Source organism: Microbulbifer guangxiensis (genome assembly GCF_021729075.1).
Lineage (GTDB): Bacteria > Pseudomonadota > Gammaproteobacteria > Pseudomonadales > Cellvibrionaceae > Microbulbifer > Microbulbifer guangxiensis.
Genome location: NZ_JAJSAQ010000001.1, coordinates 583,083 through 601,009, shown reverse-complemented (window position 1 = coordinate 601,009; position 17,927 = coordinate 583,083). Strand labels below are relative to the sequence as shown.

At 57.1% G+C, this 17,927-nt stretch carries 13 protein-coding genes, 19 tRNA genes and 1 pseudogene; 28 read left to right on the top strand and 5 right to left on the bottom strand.

The window, feature by feature from the left end; genetic code table 11:
- Positions 1-447 precede the first annotated feature (447 nt).
- Positions 448-1,818: a nucleotide 5'-monophosphate nucleosidase PpnN gene (gene ppnN, locus LVD12_RS02640; RefSeq protein WP_237065419.1), complete on the bottom strand. Its 1,371-nt coding sequence runs from the start codon at positions 1,816-1,818 to the stop codon at positions 448-450.
- Between the two features lie 1,275 nt (positions 1,819-3,093).
- Between ppnN and LVD12_RS02635 the strand changes: the two genes are divergently transcribed.
- The 25 genes from LVD12_RS02635 to LVD12_RS02520 all read left to right on the top strand — a co-directional run bounded on the left by LVD12_RS02635 (position 3,094) and on the right by LVD12_RS02520 (position 9,760).
- Positions 3,094-3,168: transfer RNA gene (locus LVD12_RS02635), tRNA-Ile, on the top strand.
- A 102-nt stretch (positions 3,169-3,270) separates the two neighbouring features.
- Positions 3,271-3,345, top strand: a tRNA-Lys gene (locus LVD12_RS02630).
- 12 nt (positions 3,346-3,357) lie between these two features.
- A tRNA-Trp gene (locus tag LVD12_RS02625) sits at positions 3,358-3,433 on the top strand.
- 6 nt (positions 3,434-3,439) lie between these two features.
- A tRNA-Met gene (locus LVD12_RS02620) sits at positions 3,440-3,511 on the top strand.
- A 7-nt stretch (positions 3,512-3,518) separates the two neighbouring features.
- Positions 3,519-3,590 (top strand) — tRNA-Phe (locus tag LVD12_RS02615).
- A gap of 8 nt (positions 3,591-3,598) precedes the next feature.
- Positions 3,599-3,674 (top strand) — tRNA-Asn (locus tag LVD12_RS02610).
- 136 nt (positions 3,675-3,810) lie between these two features.
- Positions 3,811-3,885: transfer RNA gene (locus LVD12_RS02605), tRNA-His, on the top strand.
- Between the two features lie 9 nt (positions 3,886-3,894).
- A tRNA-Arg gene (locus tag LVD12_RS02600) sits at positions 3,895-3,973 on the top strand.
- 186 nt (positions 3,974-4,159) lie between these two features.
- Positions 4,160-4,247 (top strand) — tRNA-Ser (locus LVD12_RS02595).
- Between the two features lie 70 nt (positions 4,248-4,317).
- Positions 4,318-4,404 (top strand) — tRNA-Ser (locus LVD12_RS02590).
- Between the two features lie 14 nt (positions 4,405-4,418).
- Positions 4,419-4,496 (top strand) — tRNA-Leu (locus tag LVD12_RS02585).
- A gap of 6 nt (positions 4,497-4,502) precedes the next feature.
- A tRNA-Leu gene (locus LVD12_RS02580) sits at positions 4,503-4,579 on the top strand.
- A gap of 9 nt (positions 4,580-4,588) precedes the next feature.
- Positions 4,589-4,666, top strand: a tRNA-Leu gene (locus LVD12_RS02575).
- A gap of 58 nt (positions 4,667-4,724) precedes the next feature.
- Complete coding sequence (locus LVD12_RS16045) at positions 4,725-4,853, top strand: DUF7230 family protein (RefSeq protein ID WP_255771320.1); 129 nt, start codon at positions 4,725-4,727, stop codon at positions 4,851-4,853.
- 308 nt (positions 4,854-5,161) lie between these two features.
- A tRNA-Cys gene (locus LVD12_RS02570) sits at positions 5,162-5,236 on the top strand.
- A gap of 87 nt (positions 5,237-5,323) precedes the next feature.
- Positions 5,324-5,400, top strand: a tRNA-Asp gene (locus LVD12_RS02565).
- A 6-nt stretch (positions 5,401-5,406) separates the two neighbouring features.
- A tRNA-Pro gene (locus tag LVD12_RS02560) sits at positions 5,407-5,484 on the top strand.
- 243 nt (positions 5,485-5,727) lie between these two features.
- Positions 5,728-5,802, top strand: a tRNA-Thr gene (locus LVD12_RS02555).
- Between the two features lie 16 nt (positions 5,803-5,818).
- Positions 5,819-5,896, top strand: a tRNA-Arg gene (locus tag LVD12_RS02550).
- Positions 5,897-5,915: 19 nt separating this feature from the next.
- Complete coding sequence (locus LVD12_RS02545) at positions 5,916-6,206, top strand: hypothetical protein (protein WP_237065417.1); 291 nt, start codon at positions 5,916-5,918, stop codon at positions 6,204-6,206.
- A 1-nt stretch (position 6,207) separates the two neighbouring features.
- Positions 6,208-6,283: transfer RNA gene (locus tag LVD12_RS02540), tRNA-Arg, on the top strand.
- Between the two features lie 37 nt (positions 6,284-6,320).
- Positions 6,321-6,878: an HNH endonuclease gene (locus LVD12_RS02535; protein ID WP_237065415.1), complete on the top strand. Its 558-nt coding sequence runs from the start codon at positions 6,321-6,323 to the stop codon at positions 6,876-6,878.
- Between the two features lie 77 nt (positions 6,879-6,955).
- Positions 6,956-7,489 carry an NAD-dependent epimerase/dehydratase family protein gene (locus tag LVD12_RS02530; protein WP_237065412.1) on the top strand — a complete coding sequence of 178 codons (534 nt, stop codon included), beginning with the start codon at positions 6,956-6,958 and terminating at the stop codon, positions 7,487-7,489.
- A 47-nt stretch (positions 7,490-7,536) separates the two neighbouring features.
- Entirely contained in the window at positions 7,537-8,745 is a 1,209-nt protein-coding gene (locus LVD12_RS02525) for an RtcB family protein (RefSeq protein WP_237065411.1), read from the top strand.
- Positions 8,746-9,145: 400 nt separating this feature from the next.
- Positions 9,146-9,760, top strand: coding sequence for a TrmH family RNA methyltransferase (locus LVD12_RS02520; RefSeq protein ID WP_237065409.1), 615 nt, complete (start codon positions 9,146-9,148; stop codon positions 9,758-9,760).
- A 169-nt stretch (positions 9,761-9,929) separates the two neighbouring features.
- On the opposite strand, the gene LVD12_RS02515 is transcribed toward LVD12_RS02520, so the two are convergent.
- A complete protein-coding gene (locus LVD12_RS02515) occupies positions 9,930-11,759 on the bottom strand; it encodes a M14 family metallopeptidase (protein WP_237065407.1) in 1,830 nt (609 codons plus the stop codon).
- Positions 11,760-12,083: 324 nt separating this feature from the next.
- On the opposite strand from LVD12_RS02515, the gene LVD12_RS02510 reads away from it, so the two are divergent.
- The 3 genes from LVD12_RS02510 (at position 12,084) to aceE (ending at position 16,662) form a co-directional block, all read left to right on the top strand.
- Positions 12,084-12,566: an Lrp/AsnC family transcriptional regulator gene (locus LVD12_RS02510; protein WP_237065405.1), complete on the top strand. Its 483-nt coding sequence runs from the start codon at positions 12,084-12,086 to the stop codon at positions 12,564-12,566.
- A 51-nt stretch (positions 12,567-12,617) separates the two neighbouring features.
- The gene (megL, locus tag LVD12_RS02505; RefSeq protein WP_237065404.1) at positions 12,618-13,802 is read left to right on the top strand and encodes a methionine gamma-lyase; all 1,185 of its coding nucleotides are present in this window, start codon (positions 12,618-12,620) and stop codon (positions 13,800-13,802) included.
- 142 nt (positions 13,803-13,944) lie between these two features.
- Positions 13,945-16,662, top strand: a complete 2,718-nt coding sequence (gene aceE, locus LVD12_RS02500) for a pyruvate dehydrogenase (acetyl-transferring), homodimeric type (protein ID WP_237065889.1) — start codon at positions 13,945-13,947, stop codon at positions 16,660-16,662.
- Between the two features lie 35 nt (positions 16,663-16,697).
- Here aceE and LVD12_RS02495 read toward each other — a convergent pair whose 3' ends face one another.
- From LVD12_RS02495 to LVD12_RS02485, 3 genes and pseudogenes are all read right to left on the bottom strand, one after another.
- A complete protein-coding gene (locus tag LVD12_RS02495; protein WP_237065402.1) occupies positions 16,698-17,447 on the bottom strand; it encodes a pseudouridine synthase in 750 nt (249 codons plus the stop codon).
- Positions 17,448-17,467: 20 nt separating this feature from the next.
- Positions 17,468-17,746 carry a YchJ family protein gene (locus tag LVD12_RS02490; RefSeq protein ID WP_237065887.1) on the bottom strand — a complete coding sequence of 93 codons (279 nt, stop codon included), beginning with the start codon at positions 17,744-17,746 and terminating at the stop codon, positions 17,468-17,470.
- A 45-nt stretch (positions 17,747-17,791) separates the two neighbouring features.
- Positions 17,792-17,863 (bottom strand): annotated as a pseudogene (locus LVD12_RS02485) (SEC-C metal-binding domain-containing protein); the annotation flags it as partial.
- Positions 17,864-17,927: the final 64 nt, after the last annotated feature.

Here is a 17,927-nt window from a genome sequence, read left to right as displayed (position 1 = left end):
AATGGCAGAGATGGGCATCCTGAACGTGGGGCATCAGCGTGTCAGCACATTGGCGAGCTTACTTGCGAGGCAATTTCCCGACCAGACTGTGATCGACCTCGCTCAACTCGCGATAGGCCTTTGGCCCTTCCGGGTCACCGCACAGGTAAGTCCGCAGGAATAAACGGATGGCCTGGCCAGCGCCAGCGGCTATGCGTGTCGCCTCTGATTCGACGGGCAGGTCGATAGAGATCCGTCCACAGGTATCATCCAATAAGCCGGAGACCACAGAATGGCTGATTTGGGGCTGGGGCATGGTGCCCATAGATCCCGGCGGAAACCCGCAACTGGGAATGTCGATCCACGTCGGAAGACAGCCTGGCTTCATCGTGACCACACTAGCTGAGATTGACTAGCATAATTTTGAGTATCGCCGAATTCGCCTGAGGCGATAAATACACCTTATGTTTAGGCAATGATCCGATAGCAGGGCGTGTAAGTTTTACCAGGCAGCTTCATCCTTTGCTGCTTCACGAAAGATTCCAGCAGCTTGTCCATGCTCTCCATCAGCTTGGGATCGCCGCACAATTCGTAAGGGCCATGTTTCTCTACCTTGCGAATTCCCTCATCCTTCACGTTTCCGGAAACAATGCCGGAGAAGGCTCGGCGCAGGTTGGCAGCCAGCAGGTAGGGTTCCTGGTTGGTATGCAGAGCGAGGTTGCGCATATTCTCATGGGTCGGCGCGAACGGCCTCTGGAATTCTGTTGAAACCTTCAATTGCCAGTTGAAATAGTAGGCATCGCCGGAGTCTTTACGGTATTGCCGGACATCTTCGATGCCGGCCGCCATCTGTCGTGCGACTGCCGGGGGATCATCGATAATGATCTGGTATTTCGATCGGGCTTCCTCGCCGAGCGTGGCGCCAATAAACTGGTCGATACGAATGAAGTAATCTGCAGCGCTGGCCGGTCCGGTAAAGATGACCGGGAAAGGTTGTTCCCGATTTTCCTCGTGCAGCAGAATACCGAGCAGGTAAAGAATCTCCTCAGCCGTACCCGCACCTCCCGGAAATACGATGATTCCGTGGCCGGTGCGCACAAAAGCTTCGAGGCGCTTCTCTATGTCCGGCATGATAACCAGCTGGTTGACGATCGGATTGGGTGCCTCCGCAGCAATAATGCCCGGCTCGGTAATGCCAAGGTATTGACCACGCCGCTCGCGCTGTTTGGCATGGCCAATCGTAGCCCCTTTCATCGGGCCCTTCATCGCCCCGGGCCCACAGCCCGTACAGATATCCAGATAACGCAGGGCAAGCTCGTAGCCGACTTTCTTAGTGTAATCATACTCCTCTGAGGATATGGAGTGGCCACCCCAGCAGACCACCAGCCTCGGCGGGCGGGCCCTCTCGAATGTTCCGGCATTACGCAGGATATGGAAGACCGCGTCGGTCACGCCGCGGGCCGATACGAGGTCATAGCGCGGATCACCGGTGATCTCGCTGTTGACGTAGATGATGTCACGAAGCACCGCAAACAGGTGCTCAGCTATACCCCGAATCATCCTGCCATCAACAAATGCACTGGGCGGGGCATTCCTGACCTCGAGTTTGACACTCCGCTCAGTGGGAATGACGGAAATATCATAGTCGGAGTATCTCTCCAGCAGCTCCTTTCCGTCATCCATATAGCCACCACTGTTCAGGACAGCCAGCGAGCAGTTTCGAAAGGCCTGGTATTGGGGCCCACGGCTGTCATGGGTCAGTTTGTGGATTTCGTGCTTGGACAGGATGGCAAACTGCCCGGTGGGTGATACTTTTGCATCGACGAGATCGTTTGACATGCAACCCTCAACTGGCACTGAAAATCTAGGACACTGAAATCACTGTAAACCGGATACAGAAGTGTAATCCAGCATTTTTCTTCGACTGGAACACCATAACTCACTCCCCTCAGGGAAGCTTGTGTCAGGCTTGTGACCCTGGTGTTCAGCATCCGGGAGCCGTGCCAGGTAATATTAAGCGCCAAATTGTCGACTGGACTATTTTGTCCGTTGCGTATTCCCGGTGAATCGCTAGAATTCCCCCATTGCCCAAGGAGAACACCGTGAACAGGTTATCAAGCCACTTCGACCGAATAGACCGCGCCGCCCCACAAGGGGCTCGGCTCTGGGCTATTTGCCTGAAGAAAAAACTCTGTTAACGGCCTCCTGAACCCCGGGAGGCGCGAGCCTTCTGGATTCGGCCCCCATAGCCCCCGTAGGTTCGCCTCCGGGGGCTTTTTGTTTTCAGGGCTCATGGCTCATCCGGTAAGAGCTCTCGAGCCTTTGCCGGGCGAGGGGTGCGAGTCCCGCGGGCCCCACCAGTTGGATGGAAAGCGCATAATCCATCTTGATGCGCAGACAGGGGCAAAAGGGAGAAGGCAACTTGGCTGCAGTCCAGGTTGCCGCAGGTTAAATCCGGTGCCCTATCAGGCAGACCGAAAACAGGGAGTTGCTGAACGGCAAGCTCTTTAGAGAGGGAAAATGTTGAGAAGAATTCTGAGAGCGAGACAGCAGTAAGCGTATGAAAGCACGCTTCGACCGGCACTTATGCCCAATATTTCATGCTGAGGTTGCAGCAGGGGCTCGCTCGCATATTTGATTGGTAACTTATTGAAAAATATGGAAAAAATAGACATTTGTGGGTTGCAAAGCTGCTTTTTCGTGATAGCTTTAAAAAGAACATGAGGCATCCGATGTTGCTCTGCCTCCAAAGTTTTCTGCCGCACAGCGGCGCTCACTACTGGTGACTCAAGTGTTATTAAGACTGCAATGCCATAAGACCATGCTCGGGACGGCCCAGAATCTGGGACGGGAGCAGTATGCCTGTGCATTGCCCAGGAGTTTTGTGCGTTGGCCATCAATGAATCCGTCGAAAGGTACAGAGATTGATTTTGGTGACCGCATGAAAGCGTAGTTCGGCCTGTCCGGTCGGCTGCGCGCCAGCCGGACTTTTGAACACGACGTGTGAAAAACCCGGTTGGCGAATCCCGCCATCCGGGTTTTTTTATGGAGGGTTAAAGTGCGCTGGCACTGACACCCAGCACGTTTGTTTAACAATCTGGTCGCTTTTTCTGATGCGGTGTAGCTCAGCGGTAGAGCAAACCCCCGATAAGGGTCTGGTCGGCAGTTCGAATCTGTCCGCCGCAACCAGAAAACATTGTCCCCATCGTCTGACTGCTCAAGCACAGCTGACTCACATGTAGTAGACAAAGTTTTGAGCAGCGTGGGGATAGCAATATCAGAGTCCATCGTTGGCGTATGGTAGAGCGGTGATACACCGGCCTTTTAAGCCGGCATACGCGGGTTCGAATCCCGCTGCGCCAACCATGGGTTTTGATTGGGTCAGTAACTCAACTGGCAGAGTACCGGCCTCCAAAACCGGTGGTTGCAGGTTCGATCCCTGCCTGGCCCGCCAATTTTCTGCGGAGTAGAGCAGTGGTAGCTCGGCGCCCTCATGAGGCGTAGGTCCCCAGTTCGAGTCTGGGCTCCGCAATCATTCTGCATCGCGCGCTCAGTGGGTAGAGCACCTGGTTGAAGCCCAGGCCACACAAGTTCGACTCTTGTGCGGTGCGCCGGTTATTGGCGAGTAGCAAAGTGGTAATGCACCCGGCTGTTAACCGGGAGACTCGCGGGTTCGACCCCCGCCTCGCCAGCCAAACAGAGGGCTGCGTCTCTCCAACGCGGATCAGGCGATCAGGATTACCTGTTCTCTTGGTAGCAGCGTGCCAGGCAGGTCCCGATCCGGGTGCGGAGTCAGTGCCCTGACGGTTTCACGCTGTGATCGCTATGATGGCGGCCGTGGCAGAGCGGCTATGCGCGAGGATGTGGCCCTCGTACACACCGGTTCGATTCCGGTCGGTCGCCCCAAAGTTGAATGCACCCGTGGCCAAACTGGATTGAAGGCATGGGCCTACGAAGCCGGGGATTGCAGGCTCGAATCCTGTCGGGTGCGCCAGTCAAGCAGCGGTCAAATCCTTCTCCCGAATCGTTGCAAGGGGGACTGCCAGAGGGTAGTCATGTTCACCGCGTTGGTGGGGCGGTGAGAGGTTTCAGTGGGTCGACCCGGGTGCCCGGAGGCCCTGGCCCGAATACTGGAACGAAGGGTTCTCGAGCCCGAATCCGTAGTCCGGGACCAATCGATGGAGACATGGCAGAGTGGTCGATTGCGCCGGATTGCTAATCCGGGGGCCCCTGGGGCCGCGGAGGTTCGAATCCTCCTGTCTCCGCCAAAGATGGATTCCGGTGTCGCCGGGCTCAGTGACTCTCCTGCCAGATGATTGGGAAGGAGAAGTTTTTTCAGGAAGGTTGGCAGAGTGGCAATGCTCCGGTCTCGAAAGCCGGTGGCCCGTTAACGGGACGCAGGTTCAATTCCTGTACCTTCCGCCAGACACGTTCATCATGCGCCGGTGGTGGAATGGGTAGACGCGGCAGGTTTAAACCCTGCTTTATTGCGGGTTCGAAGCCCGCCCGGCGCACCAGTTATTGCCCCGTTGGTGGAATAGGCAGACACGCCTGGTTTAGGCCCAGGTCATTGGGGGTTCGACTCCCTCACGGGGTACCAGACAGGAGAGCCCGGCCGGCGAAATTGGTAGACGCGCCTGCTTCAAACGCAGATCCATTCCCGATTCAAGCCCGGGGCCGGGCACCAGCTGTTTGATCCTGTCCGTAAGTGAAATCCTTTTAACAACCAATAGAGGGGGTCTGTGATGAAAGCGCAGAAGAATCGTAACTTTGTGGCCAAATACGCACGGCAGTTCAACCGCGCGTCTGTCCACCGCAATCGCAAAGCCGATCTCAAAGCAGGTCGTAGTCAGAAATACAAAGAGCGCTATTGACTGGCACCCGTATCAGGCATGGGACTACCGCTGCACGTTAACAATTGGCCGTTGTGAGTAATTGGCAACTCGCAAGATTCTGAGTCTTGAGTTCCCGGTTCGAATCCGGGACGGCCTGCCATCTTTGCCGGCTATCCGGCAGCAGTATTGATACGGGTGTCGCCGCCCTTAAAAAAGGCAGCCATGCAATCTACTCTGTCGCGCCCATTGCCGGATGCAGTGGATATGGGATTAGCGGCAGCACGCAAGCATGCCGGTAAGGTCCACAAAAGGTGTATCAATAGCCGTAGTCTCTGGTCACTCTATTTGTCCCGCTGGCCGAGTGCGATAGGCGGCGGTCTGCAACACCGCACAGGGCGGTTAAAATCCGCCACGGGACTCCAATTTTCGCACTGCTGGTTCAGCTGAGGAAGGAACTGCTGTGCAAACAACCGGCTCTCAGGAGAGCTGGTCCCAGTCCGGCAATATCTGCCCTGTTAGCATAGCGGTCCAATGCACTCGCCTGTCGAGCGATAGATCACCGGTTCAAATCCGGTACAGGGCGCCACTTTACCGGCGTATAGCTCAGCCTGATCAGAGCGCTACCTTTGGGAGGTAGTTGTCGCAGGTTCGAATCCTGCTGCGCAGACCAGATTGAATAATTGAGCGGGACTGGCTGAGAGCCTGTATGCCTGCCTGCAAACCCGCTAATCAGAAGCTGTTCCAGTTGGCGAATTTCCAGGTGCGCCCATGATCCAGTGGCGAGGTACCGGCTGTCCAGGCCGAGGACACGAGTTCAAATGCCTCTGGCCACGCCAACCCGTAGATAGACTATCGATTCATCGCCACGGGCCCAGGTGCCCCCGTGGTTTCAATGATACAAGTCACTCATTCCGCCCGCGTAGCTCAGTTGGTCAGAGCGCCTGCCTTGTAAGCAGGAGGCCGAAGGTTCGAATCCGTTCCGTGGGCATCAATTCTATAAACATGATCCCGTAGCTCAGTTGGAACAGAGCTCAGGCCTCCGAAGCCTGTGGTTGCCGGTTCGAATCCGGTCGGGATCGCCAACCATCGCGAGGAGGCACTATGCGACTCATCATTGGGGCTCGCGATCACGGCGCGAGTCTGGCCACAACAAACTATGTCAGTGCCAAGCGCATCATGCGCGAATTCCCAGTTTCGATCCTTCAGGTAGTACAACCGCTACCGAGTCGGGAGAATCTGATCGGTTTTCTGTCCTGGTGCAATGGTCGGCATTGCCTGCCGCTGCGGGTAGTACTGAACCAGGTCTCTCCCGAGGACCGCCGACTGGCCATGCAGTACCTTGTGGCTCGGGGATATCGCACAGCTGACCGTGTGACATTCATGAAACTTTAAGGCGCTCGTAGCTCAATTGGCAGAGCAGGACCCTTCTAAGGTCTCGGTTGGGGGTTCGAATCCCTCCGGGCGTGCCAGAAAAAGCGACCAGTTTTCTGCTCGAAGGAAAGGACAATGGCTCGAGTACTGTATCTGGATGCCGGTGGCAGGCCCATCCGCTGGATTAACCTCCAGCGGGCTGCCTACCTGTACGCAAAAGACCAGGTTTTGTGGGATCTGGGTGCTCGCAAGACAACGTTGCATGGTGGCTACCGGCGCTGTGGCCGTCGCTCGTTACTTTCGATTGCACCAGTGATTGCCGGCCGCAGTATCGACCGCGTGGGTGGAAGGCTGCGTCCAGCTCTTACAAACCAGAGCCTGTTCGCCCGTGATCAGTACATTTGCCTTTATTGTGGTGAGTTTTTTTCTGGCACACAGCTGACAAGGGACCATGTGATGCCGACCTCCCGCGGCGGGGCTGACTCTTGGGAGAATGTGGTGGCTGCTTGTAAGAGCTGTAACAACCGAAAGGGTGCGATGACACCGGATGAGGCTGGTATGCCGCTGTTGGCGGTGCCTTTCATGCCCAACCCCTACGAGGCGATCATGCTGCAGGCGCATCAGATTCTGGCAGACCAGATGGAATACCTGAGTACCGGATTCAGCAACAGACGCAACTGGAGGTCCGCATAATTGATGCGGACGAAATTGAAATTTCAGTATTGGAAGGCGACACGGCAAACAGGCCTGTGGTCAGCAAGGTGAAAGACATGTTGAGTTTCAAAGTGATGATCAAGTGGACACTGTCGTTCCTGAAGGAGGACTGGGTCGTCAGAGATTATCCGGTACGAATTCGGGAGCAGCCTCCGGTTGAGCAGGCTGGGGAAGGGCTTTATACACCGCGTTTTATCGCCCAGATTGAGAACTGGTGGCAGGTCGCCGGCGTGGGTGAAACGAGGGAGGAGGCTCTGGAAGACCTTGGCAAGTCCCTCGTCGCCGTCAAGGAGAGACGTGGGCAGCTTCCAAGGCCCGGTACGGGTTTGCCTATCGAGTTTGCAGCTACTGATGAAATTGGGCGCTACTGGGGAATTGTCAGCAGGATCATATCCGAAGTCCTGGAATATGAACCTGAAGATATTTTTATCACGGATGGATCCTCACTATGGGACTTCACCCATGCGGGTGATTCCATCGAGGAACTGAGAGAGCGGGTTTTCAGGGTATTTGATGTGAATGTTTCTCACATTGAAAGTGCAAATATCGCAGAAATCGCGCGCTATATATCTGAGGTTAAGGGGTGTTGAGAGCGCTCTAAACCAAGACTATCAATGAATTGAGCCAGGAAAAAATCATGCCAGTCAAGATGGTACTGAATGCGAAAGCATCGCCGGGCACTGTACCGGTAAAAATTTATACGAATGAGATTGAGCACGCTGCACTGGAGCAGCTGAAGAATATTGCCCAGCTCCCCATTGTGCATTCCCATGTGGCGGCAATGCCGGATGTGCATCTGGGGAAAGGGGCAACGGTTGGATCCGTAATCCCCACGGTCGGCGCCATTATTCCTGCGGCGGTCGGGGTCGACATCGGGTGTGGGATGAATGCCGTGCGTACGTCACTGCAGGCAAACCAGCTACCCGATAGCCTCAAGTCAATTCGCTCGGCTATCGAGGCGCGGGTGCCCGTCGGCTTTGCACGGCACAAGATGATTAATGCGAGGGAATCGGCCTGCAAGGGCCTCGCTCCCGGTGCCGACCGACTGTTCGAAAAGCATCCCGCGTTATTGAAGATGCTCCGGGACCCGCAGCGCACCTGGGTTACCCAGGTGGGGACCCTGGGTGGCGGCAACCATTTCATCGAGATCTGTCTTGATGAGAGCGATCAGGTATGGGTGATGCTGCACTCAGGTAGCCGTGGCATTGGTAACGCGATCGGGCAGCATTTCATCAAACTGGCCAGAAAGGATATGGCGGGACATATCCACAACCTGCCCGATCGTGACCTGGCCTACTTCAATGAGGGTAGTCAGCACTTTGATGATTACGTGGAAGCAGTGAATTGGGGACAGGAGTATGCCCGGGTAAACCGGCAGGAGATGATGAAGCTGGTCATTGGCTGTCTGCAGGAGCACTTACCGCCCTTTACGCTGACATCCGAGGCCATCAACTGTCACCACAATTATGTAGTACGGGAAGCTCACTTCGGGCGGGATGTGTTTGTCACCCGCAAGGGTGCTATCAGTGCACAGCGGGAGCAGTTGGGCATCATTCCCGGCTCCATGGGTGCCCGCTCTTATATCGTTCGTGGAAAGGGCAACTCGGAATCCTTCTGTTCCTGTGCCCACGGTGCCGGGCGAAAAATGAGTCGTACTGCCGCCAGAAAGCGCTTTACACGGCGGGATCTGGAGGAGCAGACAAGGGGGGTCGATTGCCGAAAGGACAGCGGGGTGCTCGATGAGATCCCTGCAGCCTACAAGGATATCGACCGTGTCATGGAAAATCAGTCAGACCTGGTGGACGTGGTACACACACTGCGTCAGGTGATCTGTGTGAAAGGTTGAGCGCCCGACAGGGCGCCATTTTGTTGACATGGATATTGGACAGAAAAAAGAGACGATGGTGTGCCTGAGCGAAGGGCGAGACAGTTCTTTCCTCCAACAGTGGCCGTTTACACGCTTGCCTGGAAAGTCTGCGGCCAGAAAAGTGATTTGCCACAGTAGCAGCGAGCTTATGATCCGGAGGCTCGGCTAAACATGGGGGCAGAACCATACCAGACATTATCCGACCGGAATCGCCCACTGTGTGAGTGGGTGTAAGAACCGAATTCCAGAGATCAGGTGTCGGTTGCAACTTGAACGGTGTCGCTGTGTTGCCTTTGCTGCGGTTGTCGATCTGAGAATGAGGTAGCCGACTTGTTTACTTAACCAAGATGGCAGTCAAGGTGAATCAGGAGCAGGAACAATGGATTCAATAACTCAAAAAAGCCATAGTCGAATACGCGCTGACAAGATCAAGCCTTATCAATGCAAGTATCTGATCGCAGTGATAGAGGATCCGCATGATATCAAGAACATCGGCACCGTAATTCGTAATGTGAATGCACTGGGTGTGGAAAAAGTCTATATCGTTGATCCGAAAAAGCGTCTTCCGGACGACTGGCAGGAGATGCGTGAAAGAAAGTCACTTGCCGGGACCTCGGTTTCTGCGATCAAATGGACATTTGTGAAGCGATTTGATAGCACGGAGGATTGTCTTCAGCACCTTGAGAGGAACAACTTCCGGTCGGTTGTTACCTCTCCGCATGTGAAGGGACACGATAATGTCGTCCTGCATGAAGGTGACTATACCCAATATCACAAGCTGGCGATCTGGTTCGGCAGTGAATCCCGGGGCATCAGCGACCTGGCTGTAAAGCGGAGCGAACTCTGCATCAATATTCCGATGCTGGGGATGATAGAAAGCCTGAATCTTGGTACGACGTCAGGCATCGTGCTGTACGAAATCACAAAACAACGGAGGGCCTATCAGCGCTTGTACAAATACAGGGGCAAGCGAGGCAGGAAATATATTGCCTGAGGAAAGTTCAAGTCATCCAGAATGGAGTGGACAATCCACGATTAATCCAAATCTCAGTGGAACAGAACCTGGCAAGCCCCGGGTTCTGAGTTTGTGGAAAAGGCGAGCGTGAATGCCCGCCTTGTTGTTTCCTCAGATGTAAGTCTGTTCCTGATCCCAAGAGACTGACTTAATACGCCATCAGCACCGGATATTTCAGGTAGGCCTGGTCATAATACGGGCTGTTTTGGTAGAAGAACTCCAACCTGGCCCTGGGGTCGCCAGCAAAATTCTTGTCCTGGAGCTTTTTCTCAAATTCTTTCTTCAATGCGGGGTCTGCCTCGAGCATTTTCTCTGCCAGCGGTACAAGCGCATAGGGCTCATAGTATTCCGTGCGCTGGAAAATGCCATTGAAGAACCCCCACTGGAAAAAGGAGTCGGGACCGCGCGGGTCCAGCAGCGCAACCGCGAGCTTGCCCAGCGGCTGGTCGGTGCTGACTTTGACATAGTCCGCCAGATTGCGGTCGACCTGATCTTCCGAAAATGTGGCGGAGACGCGAAAGTGGCCCTCGAAGGGCTCGGTCGCGAAGTGATGGTCGTCCACATTCAGTTGCGTGAGGGTCCCAGCTTTCTGGGCGGGCTCCGTACTTTCGATACCATGCGCTTTCAGGCGCTCCAACACCAGGGTTTCTGACTTGGGAATGAAAAAGGCCTTCGGCACCCTGACTTCCACGCTTTTGACGTTGTCGATAAAGACGGGCAGGGCGGGGTAATCCTTGGCTTTGCCGAGCCATACCACCTGCTCGTCGCCGGTGATGGGATTCTCTTCCTTCTTGTAATCGATGCCCTTGAACGGAGTCTTGCCAAAGACAGTGGTATCAGGGGTCTTGTTGGTGCTCCATGCCAGCACCTGGTTTTCGGGGCGGCGCTGCTGGTCGGCGGCAATCGCTTTCTGCAGCTGCTTTCCGTCTTCGGCCAGCGCCTGCAGCGATGCCTCGATCAACACATAGGTGCCAAGCACCCGCTGGCGATAGGGTTTCAGCGAGTGGTTCTCTACCAGCACGGTAGGCAGGTGGCGGAGGTCGCCGAGCCCATTGGAAAAGCGTGGACTGGCAGTCCAGTGATTAATGCCATCCGCAAAGCTCTTTGAGTTCACGCCGAAAATCAACGGGCCGGGGATATGTCCGGCTTTGGCCAGGTTGGTGTCCAACGTGGTCTGCAGGCGGGTTTCCAGCCATTTGGCGATGGACGGTGAATCGGTGGCAAAGGAACCGTTGTAGCCATAGGTAATGTCGTACTGGTAGTCCTCACCATCGGTGACATGCACATCCAGGTACAGGCTCGGCTTGTACTCATTGACGATATCCATCACTGCCCGCAGCTCGGGTGTATCGAGCTTGGCGTAATCCCGATTCAGGTTCAGGTTATTGCTGTTGGTTCGCCAGCCGGCGTTATCCGGGCCGCGCTGGTTCATGCGGGTGAAGGGCCCGGCCCGCTCATGTCCATCCACATTGAGGATCGGAATGATCAGCAGGTTGACCTGCTGGATCAGTTGCCGCAATGCCTGATCGCCGCCGATATAGTCGCGCAGCAGCATGAAGCTCGCATCCTTGCCATCGATTTCTCCAGAGTGGATGCCGGCCTGGACCAGCAGGGTCGGTTTGCCATTGGTTCTGGGATCGCTTCCCCCCGCGGTCAGGGTCAGCAGCTGGATCTTGCGGCCGCTTGCCGAGATGCCAATGTCACTGGCCCGGATATCCGGGCTCGCCTTTTCCAGCCGCTGGACGAAGGCGCGGGTCTGCTGGTAATCCGGGGTGGTGGCAAAACCGCTGGCCTCTGCCGGCGTCACCCAAGGACCCTTCTGTATGATCAGCTTCTCGGAGGCGCCCTGCCAGGGCAGCAGTTCCGGTAGCGGGGCTTCCAGTTCCTGGCTCTGTGTGGTGAGTGCCCATATGGGGGCAGTGGCGAGCAGGCAGCCTGCGAATAGTCTGGCGCGCCCTCGCGCGATCGCTTTGTGCATGGGAATGAATCCGTCGGTCAGTGGTGAATGGGATTTGGGTTGTTCCGGGGCTCGGGATGATAGGGCATAGCAGTGTCCTCCGCACCGAGAGTGGGCGGGGATTTGCTCCTTTGGCGTCAGGCTGTGCGTCAGAACGGCCACGGTAGCCAGTTAAGGGGGGGGGGAGGGGGTGCCTTCCAGGTTGTCGGCAGCGCTTAATAACTGGAAAGAAGAGACTGCAGCTGACGGAAGATCGTTAGTTTAAGGCCGCATTGAACCGTTGCAGTTTAATAAAGTATTGAATATTGTTCATTTTGCCTAATTTAAATCTGAAAGGTGTTGCCGATGGTAAACTCCATTTCGTCCCTGGATCGCACGGATATCGCCATTCTGAGGGTGCTGCAGGCCGAGGGGCGGATCAGCAATGTCGAGCTGTCCGACCGGGTGCATCTGTCACCACCGGCCACCCTGGCCCGCGTCAGGCGGCTGGAGCAGGAGGGGTATATCAGTGGCTACGCTGCCATGCTCAATCGGGAGAAGCTGGGGCATGACAACCTGGCCCTGATCGAAATCGCCCTGGAGCTGCACCAGTACGAACGGATTACCGAGGTGCTGGACCGGCTGGTGGCGATGCCGGAGGTGCTCGAGTGCTATCACGTCACCGGTGAATACGACTACATGATCAAGGTCTCCACGGTGAACAACCGGGCACTCGATCACTTCATTGCCAAGCGGCTGATTCCGCTGCCGGGGATTGCACGGATTCATACCAGCATCGTGTTGAAGGCCCTCAAGCAGACAACCGAACTGGACTTGCCGGAGCCCTAGGTCGGGTCGCACAGGTGGCCCGCCAGATCAATAAAGATAAGTGAGGCACACATGTGGGAATCAAAGAATATCGAAACCAACGTCATTCACGGTGGCAAGCAGTCGCAGGGTGAATACGGTCCGCTGTCGACACCCATCTACCAGACATCCACGTTTGTCTTTGACAATGTGCAACAGGGTGCCGACCGCTTCGCCGGCGAGGACCAGGGGCATATCTATTCCCGTCTGGGAAACCCGACCGTGGATGAACTGGAAGCCCGCATGGCAGTCCTGGAAGGGACCGAGGCAGCGGCGGCCTTTGGTTCCGGAATGGGCGCGGTATCGGCGGCAGTTTTTGCACTGTTGAAGGCCGGCGACCACCTCATTACTTCCCACCGCCTGTACGGATGCACCTTTGCCCTGTTCAACCACCAGTTGCCGGCGCTGGGCATCGAGGTGAGTTTTGTAGACCTCGCGGACGAGCAGGCGGTGCGGGCGGCGATCAAACCCAATACGCGGGTGATTTACGGCGAAACGCCGATCAATCCCTGTCTCACTGTGATCGACCTCGATGTGATCGGCAATATCGGCCGCGAGCGGGGTATCACCACCGTCATCGACAACACCTTCATGTCCCCCATCCTGCAGCGCCCGGCGAAACATGGCATTGACCTGGTGCTGCACTCTGCCACCAAGTATCTCAATGGCCACGGCGATGTTGTGGCGGGCATTCTCTGCGGCTCGGCCGAGCTGATCAATCACATCAAGATGACCACCCGCAAGGACATGGGAGCCATCATGAGCCCCCACGATGCCTGGCTGGTGATCCGCGGGTTGAAAACCCTGCACCTGCGGGTGCAGCGGCACAACGAGAATGCGCAGGTAATTGCTGAATTCCTGCAGGGGCACAGCGCCATTGAGAAGGTCTATTACCCCGGCCTCCCGGATCATCCCGGCTACAGGCTGCTCGGCAAGCAGATGCTGGGGGCCGGTGGGGTGATGGCCTTCGAGCTCAAGTGCAGTTTCGAGCAGGCGGTGGACTTCATCAACCAGTTGAAAATGTGCAAGCGCGCAGTGAGCCTCGGCGACGCGGAGACCCTGATCCAGCATCCGGCCTCCATGACGCACTCTACTTACGCCCCGGAAGAACTGGCTGAAGCTGGCATCTCCCGCACATTGATTCGCCTCGCGGTCGGTCTGGAAAACGCCGAAGACATCATGGCGGACCTGGGGCAGGCTCTGGAAAGCCTGCGCTGATACCACATACAGCCACTTCAGATCAGGAGACCGTTGCCCAGTCGCTGAATCCGGTTATGCCGCCAGTCCGGTGGGCACAGCCGGGCGGCCTCGTGCAACGGTCTCTATCCGTACAGCCTGCCGGGACAAATACACCGTGAATATGCCGTTTGATGCACAGTCATTCATTGATACTCAGGACCTGGAACTTCAGGAGTGGCTGGAGTCTCTGGAGGATATCCTGCGCCATCATGGTGCCGGTCGAGCCCGGGAGTTGCTGGGGGCGCTTCGTGAACGCCTGCTGTCTCATGGTGTGCAGGCCGATGAGGCGCCTCTCAATACCCCATACCGCAACACGATCCCGCTTGCCGAGCAGCCTCCCTATCCGGGAGACCTCTTCGTCGAGCAGCGGATAGAAAACCTGGTTCGCTGGAATGCCATCGCGATGGTCCTGCAGGCCGCGGACAGTGGCGCCGGTGTCGGCGGGCATATCGCTACCTATGCTTCTGCGGCAACCATGCTCGAGGTGGGATTCAATCACTTCTTCCGCTGCCGGGATGATCAATACGGCGGTGACCTGCTGAATGTGCAGGCCCACGCGGCTCCCGGCATTTATGCCCGGGCCTACCTGGAGGGGCGGCTGACAGAGCAACAGCTCAAAAATTTCCGTCGTCAGCTGCAGCCGGGGGGAGGGCTCTCGTCCTATCCGCACCCCCGCCAGATGCCGGGTTTCTGGCAGGCGCCCACTGCGTCGATGGGGCTCTCCACCCCTTCAGCCATTTATCAGGCCCGCTTTGCCAAGTACCTGGAAGCCCGGGGCCTGAAGCCTGCCAATGGCGGCAAGGTGTGGAATTTTATCGGTGACGGTGAGGCTGACGAGCCGGAGGTGCTGGGCACGATCAATATCGCCGCGCGTGAAAACCTGGATAACCTGGTCCTGGTGATCAACTGCAACCTGCAGCGGCTCGATGGGCCGGTCCGCGGTAACGGCAAGGTCATCCAGGAGCTGGAGCGCAGCTTTCGCGGAGCCGACTGGCAGGTGATCAAGGTAGTGTGGGGCAGTGGCTGGGATATCCTGTTGCAGACTGATCGTAAAGGCATACTGCAACGGCGCATGGACGAGACCCTCGATGGCGACTACCAACTCTATTCCACCCGTCCGGGTGGCGCCCAGCGTGAACACTGGGTGGAGAATTCGGACGAGCTGCGGGCGCTGATGAGCAGCCTGACAGATGACGAGGTTCGGGAAATCAAGCGCGGGGGCCAGGATCCTCAAAAAGTTTACGCGGCCTTTGCCCGGGCGGCCAGGGCCTGCGGCAAGCCGACGGTGATACTGGTGAAGACGGTAAAGGGAGACGGGCTTGGAGACTCGACCCAGGGGAGGAACACCGCGCATCAGAAAAAGCAGTTTTCCGCAGAGGAGCGCATCAGTATCGGGCGGAAACTGGGCATTCCCCTGAACGATGAGCAACTGGCCGGTGCGAGCCTCTATCGGCCACCGGAAGGCTCTGAGGAACTTCGCTACCTTCTGCAACGGCGCAGTGTGCTGGGGGGCGGTATGCCCAGCCGGCGCGTTGACAGCCCGCGTTTACCGTCGCCGGACGAAACGCTTTTTGCAGAATTCTTCCGCGGCAGCGGCTCCCGCCCGATTTCGACCACGATGGCCGTCGTCAAGATGATGGCGAAGCTCATCAGGGATAAGCAACTCGGCAAATTTATCGTGCCGATCGTCCCGGACGAGGCACGTACGTTTGGTATGGAAGCCCTGTTCCGGGAGGCCGGCATTTATACGCCGGGCGGCCAGAAGTATCAGCCGGTGGACAGCGACAGCCTGTTGCCGTATCGCGAAGCGGCGGACGGACAAATCCTGCAGGAAGGGATCTGTGAAGCGGGCGCCATGGCGTCATTCCTCGCCGCTGGCACCGCCTATGCCAACCACGGGGTACCCACGATTCCGCTGTATATTTTCTACAGCATGTTCGGCTTCCAGCGGGTCGGCGACATGATTTGGGCGGCTGCAGACAGCATGTGCCGGGGATTCCTGCTGGGTGGCACTGCGGGCAGGACAACCCTGAACGGGGAGGGCTTGCAGCATCAGGATGGTCACTCCCATATCCTGGCTTCCACCGTGCCCAATATGCGCAGCTACGATCCAGCCTTTGCTTTCGAACTGGCGATACTGCTGCGTGAGGGGATCGAGGCCATGTACGGCCGGGGAGAGGAAGTCTTCTATTACGTCAGCGTGTACAACGAGAACTATCCCATGCCCGCGATGCCCGCGGGCGACCGGGAGGAAATCGAAAAAGGCGTGTGCCGTGGGCTGTATCGATACCGGGTAGGGGAAGTGTCCGAAGCAGGCCTGCCCACGGTCCAGTTGTTTGGAAGCGGGAGCATCATGCAGGAAGTGCTCAAGGCCCAGGCATTACTGGCAGCGCAGGGGGTCCGGGCCGATGTGTGGAGTGCGACGAGTTATACCGAACTCGCCCGGGAGGCTGATCAGGTGGCACAGCACAATCGCATAAACCCGTCAGAGCAACGGGTTTCTTACCTCGAGAAAACCCTGTCGGGGATCGACGGTCCGGTAGTGGCATGTACCGACTATATGCGCGCACTTCCGGCCAGTATTGCGCCCTGGGTTCCCGGCCCCTATATCACTCTCGGTACCGATGGATTCGGTGTGAGCGAATCCCGCGAATGCCTGCGCAGGTATTTCGAAGTGGATGCAGCCAGCATTGCCTGTGCGGCGGTGGCCGGGCTTTTTGAGCAGGGTGCCATCGGCCTCGATGAACTGGAAGATTATCGTACTGCCCTGGGACTGCACAGCCCGTTTTGCCGTGCGGCCGAGGGGGAGTTCCAGTGGCAAGCCGGAGCCGGTGAGTGATCGAGGGTTGTCTCGCCACGAGTTTTTGGGGCGACTCAGACCTGCCAGCCAAAAGCCTCCAGTAACGCCCGGAAGTCCCCGCGCGGCGGCTCGCGCAGAGCCAGTGGCGCGCCGGTGACCGGGTGGGGCAGACGCAATTCAATTGCGTGCAGCAGCAACCGGCTACAGCCAAAGTGCTCGGCAAAAAAACGGTTGTGGATGGACTTGCCATACTTCGGGCAGCCGATCAGCGGGTGCGAGATATGCTTGAAGTGCCGGCGGATCTGGTGCCTGCGTCCCGTCTTTAACTGGATTTCCACCAGTGAATAGCGGCTGGAAGGATAGCGGTCGACCTCAAAGGGCAGTTCGATCGTGTCGAGCCGCCTGAACAGGGTGATCGCCTCCTGGCGCGGCTGATCGGCCCGCGGACGCCTGCGCTGGTGCTTGAAGTCGTTGACCGGCGGCAGTGGATGGTCGATCACGCCTTCCTCCGGGCAGTAGCCGCGGCAGACTGCGATGTATTTCTTTACAGACACGTCACTCTCGAGCAACGCCTGGGCCTTTGCCGCGACCTCACTGCTGCGGGCAAAAAGAATGACCCCGGAGGTGGGCTTGTCCAGCCGATGGATGGGGTACAGGTAGCTCCCGGTCTCATCCCTCAGGTACTGCAACAGGAACTGTGTCTCGTGCCGGTCGATACTGGACCGGTGCACCAGCCAACCCTCGGGCTTGTATGCCCCGATAAGGTGATCGTCCCGGTAAATCACCTCCGGCCGTAATTCGGGCTGGTCATCAGCTGATGTCATGAATCCGTCACTCCGCCCACTCAGCTCCACTCCGGAAGAGGTTCCACATAGACCCAGTGTTTCCTGTACAGCTTGAACAGGGAGATTTCATGCAATGAACGTTCGCTAGCGCCATCCCGGAACCAGGCCCTGAACTCCACCAGTGCCCGCTTCAGTCCCTGTTTGCTGCGCACCACTTCCAGTCTCGTCCACTCGGTATTGAGGTCGTCCGTGGTGAGATCAGGGCGTGTATCGGGATGCCAGGTGTGCCGCAGGTAGGGCAGGTTGCCGAGCACATAGGCGCTGTAACGGCTGCGCATCAGAGGCTCTGCGGCCTTCGGGTACGCCTTGCCGGAGAGGTAGAGACCGCAGCATTGGTCAAATGACTTGCCCGATCCGCACGGGCAGGGGGAATCTGTCACGCTGTCAATCTCCATGAAGGCTGGTAGTTACCTGAAAGCTTATATTGGCCGGGGCCCGGTTGGGCCGCCATTCTGCGCG